This is a genomic window from Microcoleus sp. Z1_A1 (assembly GCF_036700305.1).
Classification (GTDB): domain Bacteria; phylum Cyanobacteriota; class Cyanobacteriia; order Cyanobacteriales; family Microcoleaceae; genus Microcoleus.
Map to the genome: position 1 here is coordinate 157,598 of NZ_JAUBOR010000001.1, position 20,100 is coordinate 177,697.

Consider the following 20,100-nt stretch of genomic DNA (forward strand, 5'->3'; position numbering starts at 1 on the left):
CTCGACTATTACCATATAAGATTTATCAACTATTAACCTGACTTGATATCCTAGCTGTTTTTCATAAAATTTATCGCCATTCCCCCTGAATAGTAAAAGCCGCCCAATAATAAGGAGAACGCCACTCTTCCTGCTTCCACATTTCCAGTTGTGCCGCCCTCAATGCTGCCGCTGGCCTTAACCCTTTTTGCAGCATTCCCTGATAGAAACTCGACATTAATGTAGCTGTTCCTTCATCATCCACATTCCACAAACTCACCACAACTCGCTGAGCCCCTGCATACATAAATCCCCGTGTCAATCCTACCATGCCCTCGCCTTGAATGTTCTGCCCTAATCCGGTTTGACAGGCACTTAACACTACTAAATCTGCTGCTAATTTGAGATTGAAAATATCAGTAAGTCGCAGAAATCCGTTTAAGGGATTCCCCTTTTCATCTACCAGTGACAAGATGATTCCCGATAGTTCCGGGTTAGTGCTATTCGCTAAACCGTGAGTGGCAAAATGAATGATTTTATATTGGCTTAAGTTCTGACTGGTTGCTGCGGCGCGGCTGGCTGCAAAATCCAAAGATGCGGTGCGAGAATTGGCCGGAACTAACGCTTGAATGATTTGAGCTTCTTGGCGAGTGAATTGTAAACGGCTCAACTGTATGTTATTGGCGCGGCTAGAGCGGCTTAAACCGAGATTTACTGATTCTATTGCTTGGGGATTGGCGCTATTAGACTGGGTTCTGACTCGTTCATCGTCACCGCTAAAAACTGGATCGGCGAGCATTGCTAAAGTCCGAGTTGGGGGTTGTCTGTCATTGTAGTTTTGTCTTAAGATTCCCAAGGTGGAAGCAGAAGGCAGCAGCACAATTTCATGGTCTACAATTAAAGGCGAATTCCCATTTTCACCGGATTTTCCGGGGAGTGAGAGGGCGGCAAAGGGGAGGTAATTGAGAATGCCATCGCCAACAATCAGCAGGCGCTTTTGAGCGAGTTGTGCTGCTACTGGCTGTAAAATAATTTGACTAAGCGTGTTGTTAGCTTCAGCAACTCGATCGGGAATGTTTCGGTAGCGCGGGTTAGTCACAGCATTGCGGAAATTGCGGGCGACTTTTTCGATGTCAACCTGTTTGGGCAATTCATAACTGGTGATACTGGTTTTAGTCACAGCCCAGAGATAGCTACGATGTTTCCCTAAAGAATACTGGAGTAAAATGGTATTGTCATCGAGGATTTGTTGTTGAATCTGTGCCAGCGTTAGAGGTTGCGGTTGGGTGAGGGTGGCGTACCGGGGACTGGTGGAGCGGATTTGGGCTTGAATGTCCTGATATTGTCCTAGTAAAGTTTGCCGTTTTTGGTCTAATTCTACTTTTTCTGCGGGGGTATGATTGGGGCGGCTTAGAGTTTCGATTCGGCGTGTTTCTAAGGCATCGAGTTGCTGTTGTAAATTGCGTTCTTGCTGCAATAATTCCGGGGCTACACCTTGGCGAATATCGGCGTTTGCTTCTTGAAGAAGTTCGAGAAGGCTGCGGGCACGGGAACTTTCGCTGGCTTCTAAGGCTTTGCGATCGTAACCAGAGTTGGGATTGGTTTTGTGCAGTTCCATTAACAGGTCAATGTATAACTGGTAATAGTGTTGTACGGTGGCAAAGTATGAGATGCGGAGCTCGTGGTTGGTAATTTTGGTGCGGAGGTTTTCGATGATTTTGATGGAGGTTTCAATGTCAGTGAGGGCTGCGATTAAATTGCCTCGATCGCCTTTGAGAATAGCCCTATTGTAGAGGGTGAGGGCTTCCCCAGGACGATCGCCCACAGCGCGAAACAGCGGCAGGGCTTGGTTGAAATATTCTTCTGCTTTCTGCTGTTTTCCCAATTCTGAGTAAGTATTACCTGCATTGTTGAGGGTGTGGGCTTCTCCACGCGGATCTCTCGCTTTTTGTCTCAAATCGAGGGCTTGTTTGTAGTAGTCGAGGGCTGTTTGTTTTTCTCCCAAATCTGAATAGACTAAGCCAATATTGTTGAGGATAGTGGCTTCCTTAGCCCGATCGCCCATAGCGCGGAATAAGGGAAGGGCTTGGTTGAAATACTCTTTTGCTTTCTGTTTTTCTCCTAAATCGTTGTAGGCTAAGCCGATGTTGTTGAGTGTGGTGGCTTCTGCAGTGCGATCGCCCAAAGATGTGTCGCTGTTTGCGGGTAGGTTCGAGATGTTGCTGAGGTTGATACTTGCTTCAGGGCGATCGCCCATTTCCCGAATTAGGGAAAGGACTTGGTTATAGTAGTCGATGGCTTGCTGTTTCTCTCCCAAAGCATAGTAGACGGCGCCGATATTGTTGAGGATGACGGCTTGTTTAGGGCGATCGGCTAAAGTCCGATTCCAAGCAAGGGCTTGATTGTAGTAGTTCAGGGCTTGCTGTCTGTCTCCTAATCTATTAGTAATGAAGCCCATTTGATGCAGCGTGTAAGCTTCCTTCTCCCTATTTCTAAGCATTTGATAAAGCGAACGCGCTGCATCAAACTTTTGCAAGGCTTCCTGATAAGATGCTGCTGTTTCTTGAGCGAATAATCGCCTAGCTTCCTGAATCAATTGATCGGCTTCATCTGTTTTTTGATTTAATAGTTGTTTGTTTTTCTGAATTAATCGATCGGCTTCCCCATCCGGGATTTGATTTCTACTGACATCGAGGGTGGTCAGATATACCAATCCCGCTAAAGGTTGGGCATCTGCGATTTGATTTCTACTGATGTGTAGGGCGGTCAGATTTGTCAATCCCGCTAAAGGTTTGATATCTGCGATTTGATTGGATTCGATGAAAAGCAATATCAGATTTGTCAATCCCGATAATGGTTTCACATCTGCGATTTTATTGCCACTTAAATAAAGAAAGTTTAACTCAGTCATTTTCGATAAAGGTGTCACATCTACAATTTGATTAGATGCGAGGGACAGCCCTGTTAGATTAGTCAATCCAGCTAAAGGTTTTACATCGACGATTTGATTGGCTTCGAGGAAAAGCTCTGTCAGATTAGTCAGCCCCGATAATGGTTTCACGTCTGAGATTTGATTTAAATTGAGGACGAGATATCTCAGATTAGTCAGTCCCGATAAGGGTTGCACATCTGTTATTTGATTTCTACTGAGGTTGAGCTTTCTCAGATTGGTGAATTTTGATAATGGTTTGATATCGACTATTTGATTGCGAATCAGGGAAAGTTCTGTGAGATTAGTCAGTGTTTTTTGAGCGCGATCGCACTCTTGTGTTTTTGCTTTTGATAGCAACACCTCCACCGTATGTCTGGCTTCAGGGGTCAAATTCTCTTTGTTGCTACAAAAATCAGCAAAACTTTCAAATGTCTGGGGATTTGGCGCGGCGGCAGATCCCATCAAGATAGTCGCACCTACAGCTAACCCCCAACGCCCCCAAATCGAAAGTATGGGATTCATAAGCACTCGCTCAAAAAAAGACATGATTAGCTGCTATCATAATCTATCGCACCTTGTGATCCGCGCTTTTCCTTCCGGCTGGCCAATTAGATCGGGAGCATTTGGTGAAACAATAGTCGTTACTGCTTCTCGCTGCACTCTCCAAGCATTATTAGAAGCCGGGTGTTTCCAAACAACCCGGTTTCTCATCAAAAATTCGGTTTCTGCACAAGTCCTATTTTAGGTTACTCTATATTCAGGAATTTTAAATTAGCGATCGCCCTCAAATTTAGGATCTATTATTTGCTGCTGTTTTATGAAAATCAAGAAAACACAATTTAACAAATCGAATGTTATTTTTTCCCTAGCAATGCTAGGCATTTTTCTATTTTCCTTAACTCTCCGCTTTTGGGAACTAGAGCGATTTAACACCTTAGTATTTGACGAAGTTTATTACGCTAAATTTGCCAACAATTATCTCACAAAAACTCCTTTTTTCAACGCTCACCCGCCTCTGAGCCAGTACATAATTGCGATCGGCATTTGGATCGGCACTCACCTTCCCTTCGGCAAAACCGCCGTCAACAGTATGGCTGGCTCCCTGCTTTCTCCTTGGGATTACCGCTGGCTGAATGCTCTCACAGGTTCCTTTATTCCCCTAGTTGTCGGAGCCCTAGCTTATCAGCTCGTTGGGCGCCGCACCTTTGCTTTTCTGGCTGCTTTATTTATCGCCTGCGACGGTTTGTTTTTAGTTGAATCTCGCTACGCGCTGAACAACATTTATCTAGTTTTGTTTGGAATATTAGGCCAGTTATTTATTTTAAAATCAGTAGAAGCTGAAGGTAAGAAGCGCTGGTTTTGGCTGGTGCTAGCCGGGATAGGTTTCGGCGCATCTGCGGCTATCAAATGGAACGGATTGTGGTTTCTTTTCGGTACTTATCTGATGTTGCTGTGCGCTTGGGCAGTTCGTTTTATTCAGGGAAACAAAGAAGATGAAGAACAGGTTCGCGAGGTTAATTCGGCTCTAATTCCTCCCGAAAGTCCCGTACAAAAACTGACTCAACTCAGTTTTATAGAAGTATGGTTTAGTCTAGCTATTATTCCTATTTTAGTTTATAGCATATCCTGGATTCCTCACCTGCACTTTAATCCAACTCCCAATTTCTGGCAGATGCAAACGGAAATTTTGACTTATCACCAGCGGATTAAAAGCGGCCCAGATGTACATCCTTACTGTTCCGCGTGGTACGGTTGGCCGTTGATGCTGCGCCCGATAGTTTACTTCTTCAAAAAAGCTAGCAACAATGCCCAACCAGATCCGGTTTTGCCGCCTTTACCTGAAGGTGCAACTGAGGTAATTTTTGACGTTCACGCAATGGGAAATCCCTTCCTTTGGTGGCTGTCAACCTTAGCTTTAGTGCTAGTAATAGGAGTTTTAGTTCACCGGATTTTGGTGTGGCTGCAAACGCGCAGCGAGGCTTCTGTTGACACCATAGAACAGCAGCGGCCGATTTTGTTTCCGCCGACTGCTGAAATGTGGCTGGCGTTATATTTAATAGTTAATTGGGCCGCTAATTTGCTGCCTTGGGTGAAGGTGACTCGCTGCATATTTTTGTACCATTATATGGGCTGTTCTGTGTTTTCAGCCTTAGCACTTGCTTGGTGGGTTGACAGGTGGCTGCACAGCCCTCAAACTCGACTCCGAGGGATGGGGGTAACAATTATTTTTCTGGTTTTGGGTGCTTTTATTTTCTGGATGCCTATCTATTTGGGACTGCCTTTGTCGCAAATGGAATGGAAAATTAGGATGTGGCTGCCATCTTGGGTTTAAGCTAGAAATAATTTTTTTATTAACGGGCAAGATGCCCGTTCCACAAGAAAATTAAGTTTTGTGGAACAGGCATCTTGCCTGTTCCTAAATAAAGTTCCACAAGAAAATTAAGTTTTGTGGAACAGGCATCTTGCCTGTTCCTAACCAAGGTGCAAGATGCCCGTTCCACAAGAAAATTAAGTTTTGTGGAACAGGCATCTTGCCTGTTCCTAAATAAAGTTCCACAAGAAAATTAAGTTTTGTGGAACAGGCATCTTGCCTGTTCCTAACCAAGGTGCAAGATGTAAGTTATAACATTTATGACAAAGGTGAGTTGGGAAAAGCGAGCATTATTTTTGATACAGTGCTCGATAAACTGGTTCGCCCCGTTTCAGAGTAGCAATTTCTCTTTCAGTAGGAACAGGCAGGGGATTTTCTGCTAGCCAGTTGTCGCCATTTTGACGTTTAAAACTGGGGTGAGATGAAAAGCGATCGCACATTTCGCTTTCTACTTCCTCAATATCTGACTGGATAAAAACTTCACCGCCAATTGCCAGATAAATTGCCAATTCGTTGACTAATTCCTGCTGTACCACCCGCCGTTTGTGGTGCTTTTTCTTGAACCAGGGATCGGGAAACTGAATGCTAACTCGCTGCAAAGTACCTGCGGGTAAAGTTTCTAAAATCGGCTTCAGGGAACTATTCGCATTGCAAAACAAATAGTGCAAATTTGTCAAGGCTTTTTCGTCCCGCCAAAGATTCGCCTCTTCTACCAGAGGTTCCCGAATTTCTAATCCTAGAAAATTCCAGTCAGTTTGTACTTGCGCCATGTGCCACAAAAACCGTCCTCTGCCGCAGCCGATATCTAAATGCAGCGGTAAATTTAAGTCCGCATAGATTTTAGTCCAATCCGGGGGACTTGCAGATGCTTGATATCTAATTGATAGGGGATTGACGTGTTCCCGCACTCTTACTCTTGCCAATTTTGCTGTCTCCTGAATGTAATTTTTAACCGCTGATGAAGGCTGATTAACGCCGATAAATATTGATGTTTGCGATGTTGTTCAATACTTTTTAATTAATGAGCAATTAAAATTTTTCCGCGGAAAATTTTAATTGCTCATTATTGCATTAGGCTTCTGGTTCAATGCCTGCTGCTCTTAATTGGGCGGCTAGTCGATCGGCTTGCTGTTGAACATTTGCTTTTTCCTGCCGTTCCCTTTCTACCATCTCTACTCCCCACAATAACATCTCTCCGCTATCATCCCACCACCGCAACCAATATCCCGTTCTTTCGGCTTTTGTTCCCTGCCAAACACCCAGAAATAACCCAACTCCTGAAATCCAATAACGGCCGAAAGCATCGGGTGGTTGTACTTCATACTTTCCTGATGAATCCAAATGGTAGACTTCTAACACTCCGGCGGCTGGTTCAAAAAGTGCATAGACTGGAACGCGCAATATTTGCTCGTAAAAATACCATTTGCCGGGGGGATAAGTTTGTTTACTAGAATATTCATCGTTGGGACTAGCTGACAAAAATTCCATCACGATCGCCGGGACTTCTCCTTCTAAGTTGGGAGTGTAACTACGGCGAATTTCTTGACTGGAAAGCGACTGAACGTTGCGGGCATAAAACCAATCTGGATCTTTAATAACTAGCTTGCCGTTTAATGTAGCGCAAATTCCCATGTTTGGGGCAACTAATATTCCTGTTAAAATTAGCCCTGCGATTTCTAGGATTTCGCGCAAGGTAGCAGCGAGCAAGGGCTGGTCGATATTTTCCACAGGTTCCTCGTCTAAAATGAAGTCGTCTGGCAATTTTTCCCAGGTAATTTTTAAGTCGGCTGTACTGGCTGTCACGGTATTTTACCTCTTACGTAGACTGCTGGAGCGCGGCTCGCAATACTTCGCGATGAAAGAGCGATCGCTCTACTATAAATTTTATCCTGTCTGGCGATAAGGCGTCGCCGTTAGCATAATGTTCGATCCAGGTTTTGCTGATTAAATAAGGATCGTCTGGCAATTCTGATAATAAGTATCCCGGCATTTCTAGCTCTTCCATTAACTGGCTGACTTTGGGATCGTAGCTGAGAGCAAAACAGCGGCATTCTTCGGATGCGGCCATAATTAAACTGTGGTAGCGCATCCCGATCGCCATTTCGACACCCCGGAACACTCCTTTCAACTTTCTCGGATCGTCTAAACTGAGAATGCAGCTCCTTTTGGGCAGGGCTTCGTGCAAATGTTGGGCAATTTCTAAGTCGTGAGACGCTTGAAAAGGCAGCAGCAAAATTAAGGTGCGAGTTGCTTTTTGAAAGTCAACTAAAGCTTGAGTTAAGATTGACAAACGGGCGGGAGTTAGTGTAGAGTGAGAACGCAAACAAACAGCAACTCTGGGTGCAGGTAAATCCCACAAACCCGACACGGGAGAATTCTCCAAAGCCCACACGGGATCGGGCGCTAAAGTAAAGGGAATTTGCCAATCTGCAAGTAAAGTAGCTGAACCTTTATCCCGCACGCTGACGGCGGTGCATCCAGCAAAACAGCGCTGAGATAACTTGCGAGTCATTTCGCGCTTCAAAGGCCCAATTCCCTGGGCCCAAGCAACAGTTTTTAAGCCCATCTGCTGCGCTAATCCCATCAAACCCCCATAATAGAAAGGGCTCACCATGCTAGTAGCGTCTTGGATTAAACTACCGCCGCCCCAGATTAGGGCGTCGGAGGTGCGGAGTGCTTCGATAACTTGAAAGGCATTCATGCGATCGCGCGCAGCTACCCCGTACCGCTGATTTGTCTCGACAGGATTGCCAGACAGGACGATCGGCGTCACGCCATCAGGTAACATTTGCAGTAGCGATGCCAACAGCGCCTCGTCGCCGCCGTTGCCTTTACCGTAATAGCCGCACAAAATTGCTCGCATTTCTACTCTTTTCTTTGTTGGTAATGGGGAATGTAACTATTTTAGATTTTAGATTTTGGATTTTAGATTTTTTTGAGATTTGAAATTTGATAATACTAATACCCAAAAAAATGTTACTGTCAGCAAACTTCAAGGCTTTACGTCATCAGTCAGCTCAAATCGCAAATCTAATAAAATCTCGAATCGCTAATCTAAAATTGTATGACGGGCCCAAAAACAGGTACAAGTCCCGACTTAAGTCGTGGATGCTCCTAAAATTTTAGACTAAAGCTCAAGCTCCAAGATTCATCTGTGGAGTAAATCTAAAATCTAAAATCTAAAATCTAAAATCGACTGACTCATCATACTTTATATGACAGTTGCCTAAGTCCCGATCGATAAATCTTTCATCTTCGTTCACCATACAAAAAATGCACGCTTTGTCAATTCCCACCTGGATTATTCACGTCTCTAGCGTCGTCGAGTGGATTGCCGCCATCTGGTTAATTTGGACTTACGGCGAAGTCACTCAAAACCGAGCTTGGTGGGCCCTTTCCGCCGGAATGCTGCCCGCTCTCGTCAGCGCTATGTGTGCCTGTACATGGCACTATTTTGACAACTCCCCAGCCCTAGAATGGATTGTTACCCTGCAAGCGGCGATGACTCTATTCGGCAATTTTACTTTGTGGGCGGCGGCTTGGTGGATTTGGCGATCGGCTCAACCAGAAAAAATTAAAGATTGAAAAAGAGGTAAATATTTTGAAAAAAATCACTATTTGGGTCAAATTAGCCGCGAGTTCGCTGTTGTTGACAGCCGGATTTTTGCTTCCCAGCAAAGCCAGCAACACTTCCTGGCAACTTGCCCAACAGCCTAACTGCAAAAGTCCTCAAACTACACAGGAGCAGAATGCGTGTTCCAGTCAAGAGTTTCAGGCAGCAGACAGAAAACTCAATCAAGTATATCAGCAACTTCAGCCGAAACTCAACAGCAAACAAAAGCAAAGATTGATAGTAGCACAGCGTAGTTGGCTCAAGTTTAGAGATGAATCTTGCAATTATGAAATGGGGCAGTTTGAAGGTGGAACTTTGGCTGCTTCTACCTACGGTTATTGCAGAGCGAGGGTGACACAAGAACGGGTTAAAGACTTGGATCGTTATTTGAAACAAGCAAGTTTGTAACAGTGCGATCGCTATTTAGTAATGCAATCGATACCCACCCTACGAGAGAACAACGATTGAGTCCCAAATTTTTTTATAAAAAACTCCCTGAAAACCCTGTGACTTTAGTCCAGGGATGAAAGGGCATCGCAGGATTTATCCTGCCTACCAATTTCCCAACTACCAAATGCAGTAAAATTAATCAAGGGAGGTGAAAGTCAAATGTATGCAGTACAAAAAGATATCTGGCATTTAAAGGGATTCGACAAATCCATTGTAGAGCAACTGCTGAGATGGTCAAACAATCTGTTTAATGTCGGGACTTACGAAAGTCGGCAACGATACTTTAAAGACAAAAGTGCGGTTAAATATCCCGACTTGTACAGGATTGCTAAAACTAACGAGAATTACAGCTTACTTTACTCGCAAGTCGCGCAACAATCCCTTAAATCTGTTGCTGAATCTTTCAGCTCTTTCCGAGCCTTAGAAAGGTTAGTCAAAAAAGGGGAAATCAATCAAAAACCCAGATTGCCTAAGTACAGAACCAAAGGCGGTATGTACCAAGTTTCCTATCCGGGACAAGCCTTAAAAATAGTCGGCAATAGGGTAAGACTCCCTCTAGGAAAGCAAGGGAAAGAACACTTCGGGACAGATGCTCTCTGGATTCCACTACCAGAAAGGCTTAAGGGTTGCCAGATTAAAGAACTCAGGTTAATCCCTAGAAATGGTAAGGTCTGGATTGAATACGTCCATGAATCTCTTACCAAGCAAGCTCCTAGCTGTAGTCTCGAAGTAACAGGGATTCTGGGCATAGATCATGGTATCAACAACTGGCTAACTTGTGTTTCTAGCAATGGTAAGCCATTTATTATTGATGGTCATAAGCTGAAATCTTGGAACCAAGAGTTTAACAAACAAAAAGCCAGAGTTCAATCAGAACATTCCCGACATAAGCTACCTCAAGGATTCTCGTCAAAAAAACTGCAACAGTTATCGGAAAATCGCGCCAGAAGAATGAGAGATGCGGTTAATAAAGCTGTCAGAACTATCATAGATTATTGCGAAAGTTACCAAATTAATGTCATAGCCTTTGGTTGGAATAAAGGACAGAAGCAAGAGGTCAATATGGGAGGAAAAACCAATCAGAACTTTGTCCAAATACCGACAGCTAAAGTCAAAGAAAGATTACAACAAGAATGCGATTCTCTAGGATGGAGATTTGTAGAACAGGATGAATCTTACACTTCAAAAGCCAGCTTCTTAGACCGAGATTTTCTGCCAGTTAAAGTTGGTGAAAAACCTGACAATTGGCAACCATCAGGTAAAAGAATCAAAAGAGGTTTGTACCGTTCGGCGAGCGGATTAATACTGAATGCAGATGTAAATGGTGCTGCCAATATCATCCGAAAATCAAATGTAGCCATAGACTCAATTGTTGAGCGAGTGGGTAGTGGGTTGCTGACAAACCCTTTAAGAATCAAACTTTGGGTGGGTTCATCCCCCAAAGTTTGTCCTTAAGAATCCCCGTGTCTTCAGACCGGGGAGTGTCAATTGATCTTTCTCTATCCGGATGGTGTACAATCTAAAATCTAAAATCTAAAATCCAAAATCGCTATGTCCTTCGTTGGTTTGCACATTCACAGCGATTATAGCTTACTAGATGGGGCGTCTCAGCTACAGCAGCTCGCAGAACGGGCGGTGGAATTGGGGATGCCCGCGATCGCCCTTACAGATCACGGGGTGATGTACGGGGCGATCGAGCTCATCAAAGTTTGCCGAAATAAAAATATCAAGCCGATTATTGGCAATGAAATGTACGTCGTCAACGGCGACATTGAAGTAAAAGTTCGAGGTAGAAGAAAATACCATCAAGTTGTTTTAGCTAAAAATACCCAAGGTTATAAAAACCTAGTCAAACTAACCACAATTTCCCACTTAAAGGGAATGCCAGAAAGAGGTATTTTTGCCCGCCCCTGCATCAACAAGGAACTGCTAAAACAATACTCCGAAGGTTTAATTGTTACCAGTGCTTGTTTGGGCGGCGAAGTTCCCCAAATGATTCTGCAAAACAAGCTAGATACTGCCCGTGAAGTAGCCACATGGTATAAAGAAGTATTTGGAGAAGATTACTATATAGAAATTCAAGACCACGGTTCCCCGGAAGACCGGATTGTTAATGTTGAAATCGTCAAAATTGCCCGCGAACTCAAAATTAAAATAATTGCCACCAATGATTCTCACTATATTTCCTGCAACGACGTAGAAGCACACGATGCTTTGCTGTGCATTAACACCAACAAACTGATTGAAGAAGACAAGCGGATGCGCTACAGCGGTACTGAATACCTTAAGTCCGCAGAGGAGATGGCGCAACTGTTTCGAGACCATTTGGATGATGAAACAATCAAAGAGGCGATCGCAAATACCCTAGAAGTCGCAAATAAAGTATCGAGATACGAGCTCACAGGAGAAGCTCGAATTCCCACAATTCCAATTCCCCCCGAACATACAGCCGATACTTATGTAGAAGAAATATCCTGGCTGGGACTCTTAGAACGCCTCAAAGCCCGCACCAGAAATGAAATCCCCCCAGTCTACAAACAAAGACTAGAATACGAACTGAAAATGCTTCAGCAGATGGGATTTTCGGAATACTTTTTAGTAGTTTGGGACTACATAAAATATGCTAGAGACAACGATATTCCAGTAGGGCCAGGACGCGGTTCTGCCGCAGGTTCTCTAGTTGCCTACGTCCTCAAAATCACCAATATAGACCCCGTACACCACGGACTACTATTCGAGCGATTTCTCAATCCCGAACGGAAATCTATGCCAGACATTGATAGCGATTTCTGCATAGAAAGGCGGGACGACATGATTAAATACGTTACGGAAAAATATGGTAGCGAGCGCGTAGCGCAAATTATTACTTTCAACAGAATGACATCAAAAGCTGTCTTGAAAGATGTTGCCAGAGTGTTAGGTATTCCTTACAAAAAAGCCGACGAAATGGCTAAATTAATTCCCGTGTCCAGGGGAAAACCGGAAAAACTTAAAGTGATGATTTCCAATGACACACCTGCACAGGAATTTAAAGACAACTATGAAAATACAATTTGCATAAATGCAGAAACTGGTACTGAAGTCCCAGTCCGTCAGTGGATTGACATGGCAATTCGCATTGAAGGAACCAACAAAACCTATGGCGTTCACGCAGCAGGTGTGGTAATTTCTTCAGAGCCATTGGATGAACTTGTACCGCTGCAAAAAAATAATGAGGGTGCTGTGATTACCCAATATTTCATGGAAGATTTGGAATTTTTGGGGCTGCTGAAAATGGACTTTTTGGGCTTAAAAAATTTAACAACGCTCCAGAAAACTGTTGATTATATTAAACAAACCCAAAATCTAATTGTCGATCCAGAAATGCTACCTTCTGATATTGAGCGCAGAGCTCAAGAGACTTTTGGCAGAATCAAAAAGTTACCAGATGATGTAGATAAAACCTATAGACTTTTAGAAAGAGGAGATTTAGAAGGTATTTTTCAGTTAGAATCCTCTGGAATGCTGGATGTAGTGAAAAAACTCAAACCTTCCTGTCTTGATGATATTTCTTCTATTTTGGCACTTTACCGACCTGGGCCGCTGGATGCAGGTTTGATTCCTCAGTTTATTGACTGCAAGCACGGTAAAACCGTTGAGTACGATCATCCGCTATTAGAACCGATTTTAAAAGAGACTTACGGAACGCTTTGCTTTCAAGAGCAAATTATGCGGATGGCTCAAGATTTGGCGGGCTATTCTTTGGGTCAAGCTGACTTGCTGCGGCGCGCAATGGGTAAGAAGAAAGCTGATGAAATGCAGAAGCAAAAAGAAACATTTATCGATGGGGCAACTAAGAATGGAGTAAGTCAAAGAATTGCTGAAAAGTTGTTCGCCCAGATGCTACAATTCGCGGAATATTGTTTGAGCTATGACACGAAGATATTGACGGTGGAATATGGGCCCATGGCTATTGGCAAAATCGTTGAGGAAAAAATTGAATGTACTGTTTATAGTGTTGATAGCAACGGTTATATTTATACACAGTCAATTTCACAGTGGCATCGCCGGGGGCAGCAGGAGGTCTTTGAGTATTGTCTGGAAGATGGCTCGATAATTCGCGCCACAAAAGATCACAAGTTTATGACTGTTGGCGGTCAAATGCTGCCCATTGACGAAATCTTTGAACAAGGATTAGACTTAAAACAAATAAACTCTAGCTCAGATATATAAAATGTATCTCGACTATAGGCAGCTAAAATCGGAACACAAGGAAAAAATCATTTCTGCTTTTAATCAGGGCATGGAGTGTCGAGACATCCCTAACTACCTTGGTGTAAGCGAAAGAGCAGTTTCAAGGGTTTTAAAAGAAGCGAACATTAATACTAAGCGGCGAAACCGCTATACTTTAAATGAGAGCTATTTTGATGTAATTGACTCTCAAGCTAAAGCTTATTTATTAGGATTGATAGCTGCTGATGGCTGCGTTACTCAAACTAATTATGTAGCTTTTGAATCTATTGACAAAGAACTTACAGAAATGCTCAGCATAGAGCTACAATACTCTGGTGAAATTAGAGTTATTCAGCCTCAAAATTATGCTCCTCACTACCGAATAAATTTTTCTTCTGAAAAGCTGGCAAGCTCTTTACAGAGCTACGGCATCATAACAGGAAGAACTTTTTCGGAAGTTACCTATTTCCCTAACTTAAAATATTTAGGGTCTTATGTGTTAGGCTATTTTGATGGTGACGGTTGTGCTTATGCAAACAAAGGTAGAAGTGGCGGTTTAGTCTGCATTGTTGGTTCCTTTGAATTTGCCCGCGAACTAGCAATGCACCTAGGGATGGGTTCTGTACAAGAGCATCAATTAAAAAAAGTTTATTATTGGAGAATCTTTAGTCGAAAAAATATACAAGCATTCTATGATTTTGTGTATCAATATCCCAGCTTGGGATTGCAACGAAAGAAAACTAAAATAGAGGCTATTCTCAGGAGTTACAAACATGGTTAAAATTATTAGTCGAAAATCACTAGGAACTCAAGAGGTCTATGACATAGGCGTTGAACGAGAACATAACTTTATCCTAGAAAATAGTTTGGTGGCATCTAACTGTTTTAATAAATCCCATTCAATGGCCTATGCCTATATCACTTATCAAACTGCCTATTTAAAGGCGAATTATCCTCTAGAATACATGGCTGCACTGCTGACGGCTAACAGGGGCGATCAGGATAAAGTACAGAAATATATTGCCAATTGTCTCAAGCTGGGTATTGAGGTTGAGCCGCCCGATGTTAATAGCTCGGAACTTACTTTTACACCGATGCCGAAACAGATGACTGGCTCTGCAAAAGATAAAATTTTGTTTGGAATTTCGGCGGTTAAAAATGTGGGAGAAGCGGCAATTGAAAATATTTTGGCGGCGCGGCAGGAAGGGGGTAAGTTTAAATCGCTGGCTGATTTGTGCGATCGCGTAAATCTCCATTCTGTCAACCGCCGCGCTTTAGAAGCATTAATTCAATGCGGTGCTTTTGATAAAATTGAACACAACCGCAATCAATTAGTACACGACCTCGAAGGGGTAATTAAATGGGCGCAAGAGCGCAAAAGAGACCGAGAAAGCGGCCAAGGTAATCTTTTTGACTTGTTAGGTGGGAATAGCTTTGGCAAGTCAGTCAATACCTATGAGTCCGCGCCAAAATCTAAATTAATAAAAGATTATGACAACCAAGAAAAATTGCGTTTAGAAAAAGAACTGCTTGGCTTTTATGTGTCAGAACATCCCCTAAAGTTTCTCATGCAAGTAAACCCAGACCCCGATGTGGTGACTCTCGAAGAGTTAGCAGATAAAAAGGGGAAAGTATCAGTTATTGTCATGCTCAGCGCTATCAAAATGGTAGTGACAAAAAAAGGCGATGCGATGGCAATTTTGCAATTAGAAGATTTGACTGCTCAAATAAAAGCTGTGGTGTTCCCCAAGTCTTACGAACAAGTGAAACCTTACATTGTAGAGAATGCTATCTTACTGATTAGTGGAAAAATCGAGAAAGATGGAGAGGAAATTCAGATAATTGTAGACACTGCAAAGCCGGTGGAAACAGTACAGGTTGAAGAGGAAATCGAGAGGGCCCAACCGGAAATAAATAACCATTGGCCGGCGGAACCAGTCAACGTTGTACGATCGACAAAACCTGTCGAAGTTTTAGAAATGGTGATTGTCAAGCTGACACCGCAGCAAGTACAAGACGGGAAAAAACTCAATTCCCTCAAAGCTATTTTGCAAGAACTTTCCAATCGTGGAGAAGATGCTAGCGTTTCTGTGGGGGGAATGGTTGTCGGCGAATATTCCTGTCAACCCCTTCGCATTAGCCCTCAATTGTGGGTGCAAGATGGCGAGGGAACTGTTAGCCGGCTCAAGTCGGCTGGATTTGATGCTTGGGTTTTTCCTCTAGAAAATCGCGGGGATGCTGCGGTATTTCGAGAAATGCGATCGCAACTTAATGTACATTCTTGGGCTAGTCGTTTACTTGACACTGAAACCGATCGCCTTCACCAGTATGTCAATTATCTCGCCCAACTAAGGAATGAGAATTAAATAACTTCCACTCTTGAAAGTGGGATGGGCTCTTATAGCCCGTCATGAGTGGACGGGCGGGACGCCCATCCCACAATAACAATTAAAATTGTAAGTTATTTAATTCGCGATCCTAAACAGACGCTAGTCAAATGAAAGTCTCGCATTAATCCCGACTACCCTCTCAAGTTTATTCTTGTGAGGATGCTTTGGCTTTAATCACCGCTTCTCTAAAGCCTAAAACTAATAAAATATTGGCAAGTGTCAAGAATAGTTCCGCAGAACCGTGCAGCCAATCTACATTTGCTAGTGACTCGTTGTAGGCAACTTTTGCGTAAATTGCGGCGGGAATCGTCACCGCTACAAAAACGAGAGTCCCGTAAAATCCCATCAGAGCTAAACGGGGTGTTTTTCCCGATCGAGTCAAAAACCAGAGAAATCCCAAGTAGGGAAATAGAGACAGAACAAATAAAGTTTCTTTGGAAATCATTAGTAATTGGTGAGCGACCAGATACTATGATAAATTAAAATATCAAAAATTAGTGTGAATAATTTTTAACCTTTAATGTTGAGTTTTTAATATTTAATTATAATATTTAATTCGACAGATGCACCCGTTTCTATCGAACCGCTATAGAATCACCCAATACCATAGCTCTTAACCCAAGCCGCAGCAGGTGGGCAGTATTCAAAACCCCTCACCCACGCGGAGACAAAACCCGTAAATTTTCCCCCTAACACCGTTTTTAGCCTACTAACACATTTTTTACCGTGCCAGTCTGTTAATTGTCCAGGAAGCATCTCATATTTGTAAAAACACTTCTTCTGGCTCCTTCCTTCTTCCTCTTCCCTCTTCCCTCCTGCCTCCTGCCTCAAAACTCCTGCCTCAAAACTCCAATTTCTAGCGGAGGCCTGCTTTCATTGAGATGCTCCCATTGTCCATCACCCCAAAGCTACCCAGCAATTAGAAAGAGAGACGGTTCCAAAGTTTTCTGTCTGCTAGGCATCAAGTAAGCCTCGTTCAAAACCTCTAAATCCAAGCCGTTATTTCTATCTGCTGCAATAATTTCCTTCAGCTTAGCATCAAAATCAAAACACGGCCCGCAATCCCAAACTTTGAGTTCCAACCGTCCATTAAACACCGTAATTTCGAGTTGCACAGGAGTTTCTACTGGCAGATTTTTGTGAGCGTGGCGAACTGCATTAGTGAAACCTTCAGCCAACCCCAACTGAATCTTCCACCAAACTTCATTGGGGAGCGATATATCTTTCAACTGTTCAAACCACAACAAAACTTGAGTTAAAGCATTGACATCTGTGTTGACTTGCAGGCTAATATGTTGAATAAAAGTTTCATGCAGCTCTTCTTCCTGCTCTGTTTCAGTCTGCCAATCCCAGGTGTTTAATAAATTCATTAACCCATCTAAAACGCTAGCTTTTTTTATATTTTGGGAGCGATTGCAACCTTCTACTTCGTAACTTTTGCTCAGCCACAAACAGTTTCGATCGTCGAGAGTCCGGGTGTAACTGATCTCGTCTGCAATCTGCCACATGAGTTTGATCCCCCTGCCACCTTCTGCAAGTTGATCTATGCTGTTGGACATCTATTTTCCTCGTCTGAAAGTATTAGCTGTACCCTATTTTCCCACCCGCCGATACATTTGGTATATTTTTTTTATACTTGCTGGCTCGGTATTATTTCGGGGATCATACAAAAATGCTATCTTTTTTATAGAAGGCAGCGCATCAGCAATATGTCTTAAGAGTCTAAGCCAATTGGCTTATTTACCGATCGCCTGTAGGGAGAACGATCGCCCTCGGCAGCAAAATCCCACTGCATCGATTACCAATACTTATCCGTTGTCGGAGTCTGCCACTTGCTGCTGCCGTCGCCAGATATAGAATCCCTGGCATTTAGCGCCTCCGGTCGATCGTCGTTCGCTGCAAGGGAGCCTTGATGTGCGGGCTTTCATCCCAAAGGCGTAGGTAATATCCGCGATGGAGAGCGCGATGGCTACGCCCCGGCTTACGCCTACGAACCTTACACCGTCGAGCCGCGTCCATCCACTAGACTAGGACTTACGCAAACCACCCAGTTTCTGCTTAGAATCTTGGGTTGGACAGCGATGAATTAACGAGGAAACCGGGTTTTTGGTCTCCCGCGCGTAAGTCCAGCAGACTAATCGGTGTTGAAAGGCAGTTACAGGACTTACCAAGACTATGACCAAAATCAAACTGAAAATTCTGACAGCAGCGATAATGCTACTCCCATTTTGCGCCGCACTTCCCTTACAAGCTCAAAATCTGTCCCTAGTAAAGCGGCTGCTAGAAACCAGAGGATGTCCCGGATGCGACTTATTTGGCGCTTCCTTGAGCCGTGCAGATTTGTTTGGCGCTTCCTTGAGCCGCGCCACTCTCAGCAGGGCTGACTTAGTTGATGCCGACTTGACTGCGGCTGACTTAATGGAAGCTAATTTAAACAACGCCAACATGAGAAACGCCTTTTTGGCCGACGCCGACCTCAGCAAAGCCGACATGAGCAGGGCCGACATCAGGGGAGCCAACTTAGAAAATGCCAACCTCAGCGAGAGTTTTCTGCCAGACGCATCCCTCCAGTTGGCTAACTTAAAATGCAGTAATTTGAGCGCCGCTAAACTAACTAGAACTGACCTAAGAAATGCCGATTTAAGCGGTGCAAATCTCAGGGGTGCAGACCTCAAAGAAGCCGATTTAAGCGGTGCAAATCTCAGCGGTGCAGACCTGAGAAATGCCGACTTGAGGGATGCGAGATTGAACAAAGCTAATCTCACAGATGCCAATCTTTGCGGTGCCAGGATGCCAAACCAAAAAACATCTTGGCGAGGCTGCGAGGTTAAGAAAGAAGAAGCTATAAGCGCGAACAATTACTGTAATTACTGCTATGCCTTAAATGACTGGTGGCTTAATGTATTAAGGTTCTACTAAGTAGTATCATCGCGATAACTGCTCTGTTTAATATGTACAGTTAGAAGTGCGAGTAGGCGGTACAGATATCAAACTTAACCTGTTACCGCCAAGAGCTTTGATCTACTGTGAACAACCTAAAAATTGGCTCAGTATTTGCAGATATTCTGCGCCCCCGATATCTGCCACATTAGTGTGACCTCCATCAGGAACTATGTACAACTGTTTGGGTTCAGGTGCTGCATCAAACAGTTTTTTGGTCATTTCCACTGGAACTACATTGTCAGCAGTCCCGTGAATAAACAGCACAGGCATTTGCAGGCGATCGACTTTTGAAAGAGAATCAAACCGCTGTGTCAGCAAAACATCGATCGGAAACATCCAAAACAGCCCTTTTTGGAAATTCACCATCGCCCGCGTCGAAGTAAAAGAGCCTTCTACAATTACCCCTGCCGCCTCCGGGTGACGCAAGGCTAGATCGATCGCGATCGCCCCTCCCAAAGAATGACCGTAGAGATAAATTTGATTCGGGTTAATCCCCCGCTGTTTCACCAAATAATCCCAAGCAAGCTGAGCATCCTCATAAACCTGAGATTCACTCGGAAAATCGCCCTGGCTTTTGCCATAACCACGATAATCCATCACAAATACCGACAAACCTAACCCATGAAATCGATAAGCGTGTTCGACATTTGATCCCACATTTGAAGCATTGCCGTGCAGGTACAAAACTACCCCCCCTAACCCCCCCTTGTTAAGGGGGGGAACCGGAGCGACTGCCGGTCTCTCACTTTGCGGGGACGTTCCGACTCCTCTAGCTCCCCCCCTTGGCAAGGGGGGGCTGGGGGGGGTATCCGAGTCTCCGGTGTTAACAGAGGGAACAGCCTCCCCCTTTCTTGCTCCCCCCCTTGGCAAGGGGGGGCTGGGGGGGGTATCCGAGTCTCCGGTGTTAACAGAGGGAACAGCCTGCCCCTTTCTTGCTCCACCCCTAGCTTCGGGGGGGCTGGGGGGATTTTCCGATGCAGGAATCCACCACCCGTGAACGCTGTCCACCGCGCCTGTTTTAGTTGGAATTGGCAACCAAACATCTTGATATTGCAACTGAAAATCATCTGGCGTAGTTTCGATCGCCCGCGCAGGAAAAAAGATAAACTTACCTTGCGCTACAAAGAGGAATACACAAGCAGCAGAATAAGCAACGGCCAAAACTATCCCAAAAGCTATTAGCGATTTAGACAAAAGGAATACTAGGAAA

The 20,100-nt window shown here is 44.0% G+C and carries 16 protein-coding genes; 8 read left to right on the top strand and 8 right to left on the bottom strand.

Features of this window, described 5'->3' with window-relative positions:
- Positions 1–70: 70 nt before the first annotated feature.
- On the bottom strand, positions 71–3,433 hold the full coding sequence (locus QT973_RS00710) for a CHAT domain-containing protein (protein ID WP_333390305.1): 3,363 nt from the start codon (positions 3,431–3,433) through the stop codon (positions 71–73).
- A gap of 295 nt (positions 3,434–3,728) precedes the next feature.
- Here QT973_RS00710 and QT973_RS00715 point away from each other — a divergent pair, with 295 nt between their 5' ends.
- Positions 3,729–5,243: a phospholipid carrier-dependent glycosyltransferase gene (locus QT973_RS00715; RefSeq protein ID WP_333233609.1), complete on the top strand. Its 1,515-nt coding sequence runs from the start codon at positions 3,729–3,731 to the stop codon at positions 5,241–5,243.
- A gap of 329 nt (positions 5,244–5,572) precedes the next feature.
- Here QT973_RS00715 and trmB read toward each other — a convergent pair whose 3' ends face one another.
- The 3 genes from trmB to csaB form a co-directional block, all read right to left on the bottom strand.
- Positions 5,573–6,205: a tRNA (guanosine(46)-N7)-methyltransferase TrmB gene (gene trmB, locus QT973_RS00720; protein WP_333337943.1), complete on the bottom strand. Its 633-nt coding sequence runs from the start codon at positions 6,203–6,205 to the stop codon at positions 5,573–5,575.
- A 148-nt stretch (positions 6,206–6,353) separates the two neighbouring features.
- Positions 6,354–7,085: a Uma2 family endonuclease gene (locus tag QT973_RS00725; RefSeq protein ID WP_333207655.1), complete on the bottom strand. Its 732-nt coding sequence runs from the start codon at positions 7,083–7,085 to the stop codon at positions 6,354–6,356.
- 13 nt (positions 7,086–7,098) lie between these two features.
- On the bottom strand, positions 7,099–8,145 hold the full coding sequence (gene csaB, locus QT973_RS00730; RefSeq protein WP_333057177.1) for a polysaccharide pyruvyl transferase CsaB: 1,047 nt from the start codon (positions 8,143–8,145) through the stop codon (positions 7,099–7,101).
- A 410-nt stretch (positions 8,146–8,555) separates the two neighbouring features.
- Between csaB and QT973_RS00735 the strand changes: the two genes are divergently transcribed.
- From QT973_RS00735 to QT973_RS00760, 6 genes are all read left to right on the top strand, one after another.
- Positions 8,556–8,867 (top strand): DUF2499 domain-containing protein, encoded by a 312-nt coding sequence (locus tag QT973_RS00735; protein WP_333154630.1) that lies wholly within the window; start codon positions 8,556–8,558, stop codon positions 8,865–8,867.
- Positions 8,868–8,883: 16 nt separating this feature from the next.
- Entirely contained in the window at positions 8,884–9,303 is a 420-nt protein-coding gene (locus QT973_RS00740; protein WP_333207654.1) for a lysozyme inhibitor LprI family protein, read from the top strand.
- A 201-nt stretch (positions 9,304–9,504) separates the two neighbouring features.
- On the top strand, positions 9,505–10,800 hold the full coding sequence (locus QT973_RS00745) for a transposase (RefSeq protein ID WP_333233606.1): 1,296 nt from the start codon (positions 9,505–9,507) through the stop codon (positions 10,798–10,800).
- 96 nt (positions 10,801–10,896) lie between these two features.
- On the top strand, positions 10,897–13,557 hold the full coding sequence (locus QT973_RS00750) for a DNA polymerase III subunit alpha (protein WP_333207652.1): 2,661 nt from the start codon (positions 10,897–10,899) through the stop codon (positions 13,555–13,557).
- 1 nt (position 13,558) lies between these two features.
- Positions 13,559–14,338 carry an LAGLIDADG family homing endonuclease gene (locus QT973_RS00755; protein WP_333207651.1) on the top strand — a complete coding sequence of 260 codons (780 nt, stop codon included), beginning with the start codon at positions 13,559–13,561 and terminating at the stop codon, positions 14,336–14,338.
- Positions 14,331–15,923, top strand: coding sequence for a helix-hairpin-helix domain-containing protein (locus QT973_RS00760; RefSeq protein ID WP_333207650.1), 1,593 nt, complete (start codon positions 14,331–14,333; stop codon positions 15,921–15,923). The genes QT973_RS00755 and QT973_RS00760 overlap by 8 nt, the downstream gene beginning before the upstream one ends.
- Before the next feature lie 169 nt (positions 15,924–16,092).
- On the opposite strand, the gene QT973_RS00765 is transcribed toward QT973_RS00760, so the two are convergent.
- The 3 genes from QT973_RS00765 to QT973_RS00775 all read right to left on the bottom strand — a co-directional run bounded on the left by QT973_RS00765 (position 16,093) and on the right by QT973_RS00775 (position 17,816).
- Positions 16,093–16,392 carry a DUF3593 domain-containing protein gene (locus QT973_RS00765; RefSeq protein WP_333057168.1) on the bottom strand — a complete coding sequence of 100 codons (300 nt, stop codon included), beginning with the start codon at positions 16,390–16,392 and terminating at the stop codon, positions 16,093–16,095.
- A 463-nt stretch (positions 16,393–16,855) separates the two neighbouring features.
- A complete protein-coding gene (locus QT973_RS00770) occupies positions 16,856–17,506 on the bottom strand; it encodes an ATP-binding protein (protein WP_333057167.1) in 651 nt (216 codons plus the stop codon).
- A gap of 181 nt (positions 17,507–17,687) precedes the next feature.
- Entirely contained in the window at positions 17,688–17,816 is a 129-nt protein-coding gene (locus QT973_RS00775) for a hypothetical protein (RefSeq protein WP_333057166.1), read from the bottom strand.
- Positions 17,817–18,122: 306 nt separating this feature from the next.
- Here QT973_RS00775 and QT973_RS00780 point away from each other — a divergent pair, with 306 nt between their 5' ends.
- Positions 18,123–18,866 carry a pentapeptide repeat-containing protein gene (locus QT973_RS00780; protein WP_333057165.1) on the top strand — a complete coding sequence of 248 codons (744 nt, stop codon included), beginning with the start codon at positions 18,123–18,125 and terminating at the stop codon, positions 18,864–18,866.
- A gap of 102 nt (positions 18,867–18,968) precedes the next feature.
- On the opposite strand, the gene QT973_RS00785 is transcribed toward QT973_RS00780, so the two are convergent.
- Entirely contained in the window at positions 18,969–20,084 is a 1,116-nt protein-coding gene (locus QT973_RS00785) for an alpha/beta fold hydrolase (RefSeq protein ID WP_333057163.1), read from the bottom strand.
- Between the last annotated feature and the right edge of the window lie 16 nt (positions 20,085–20,100).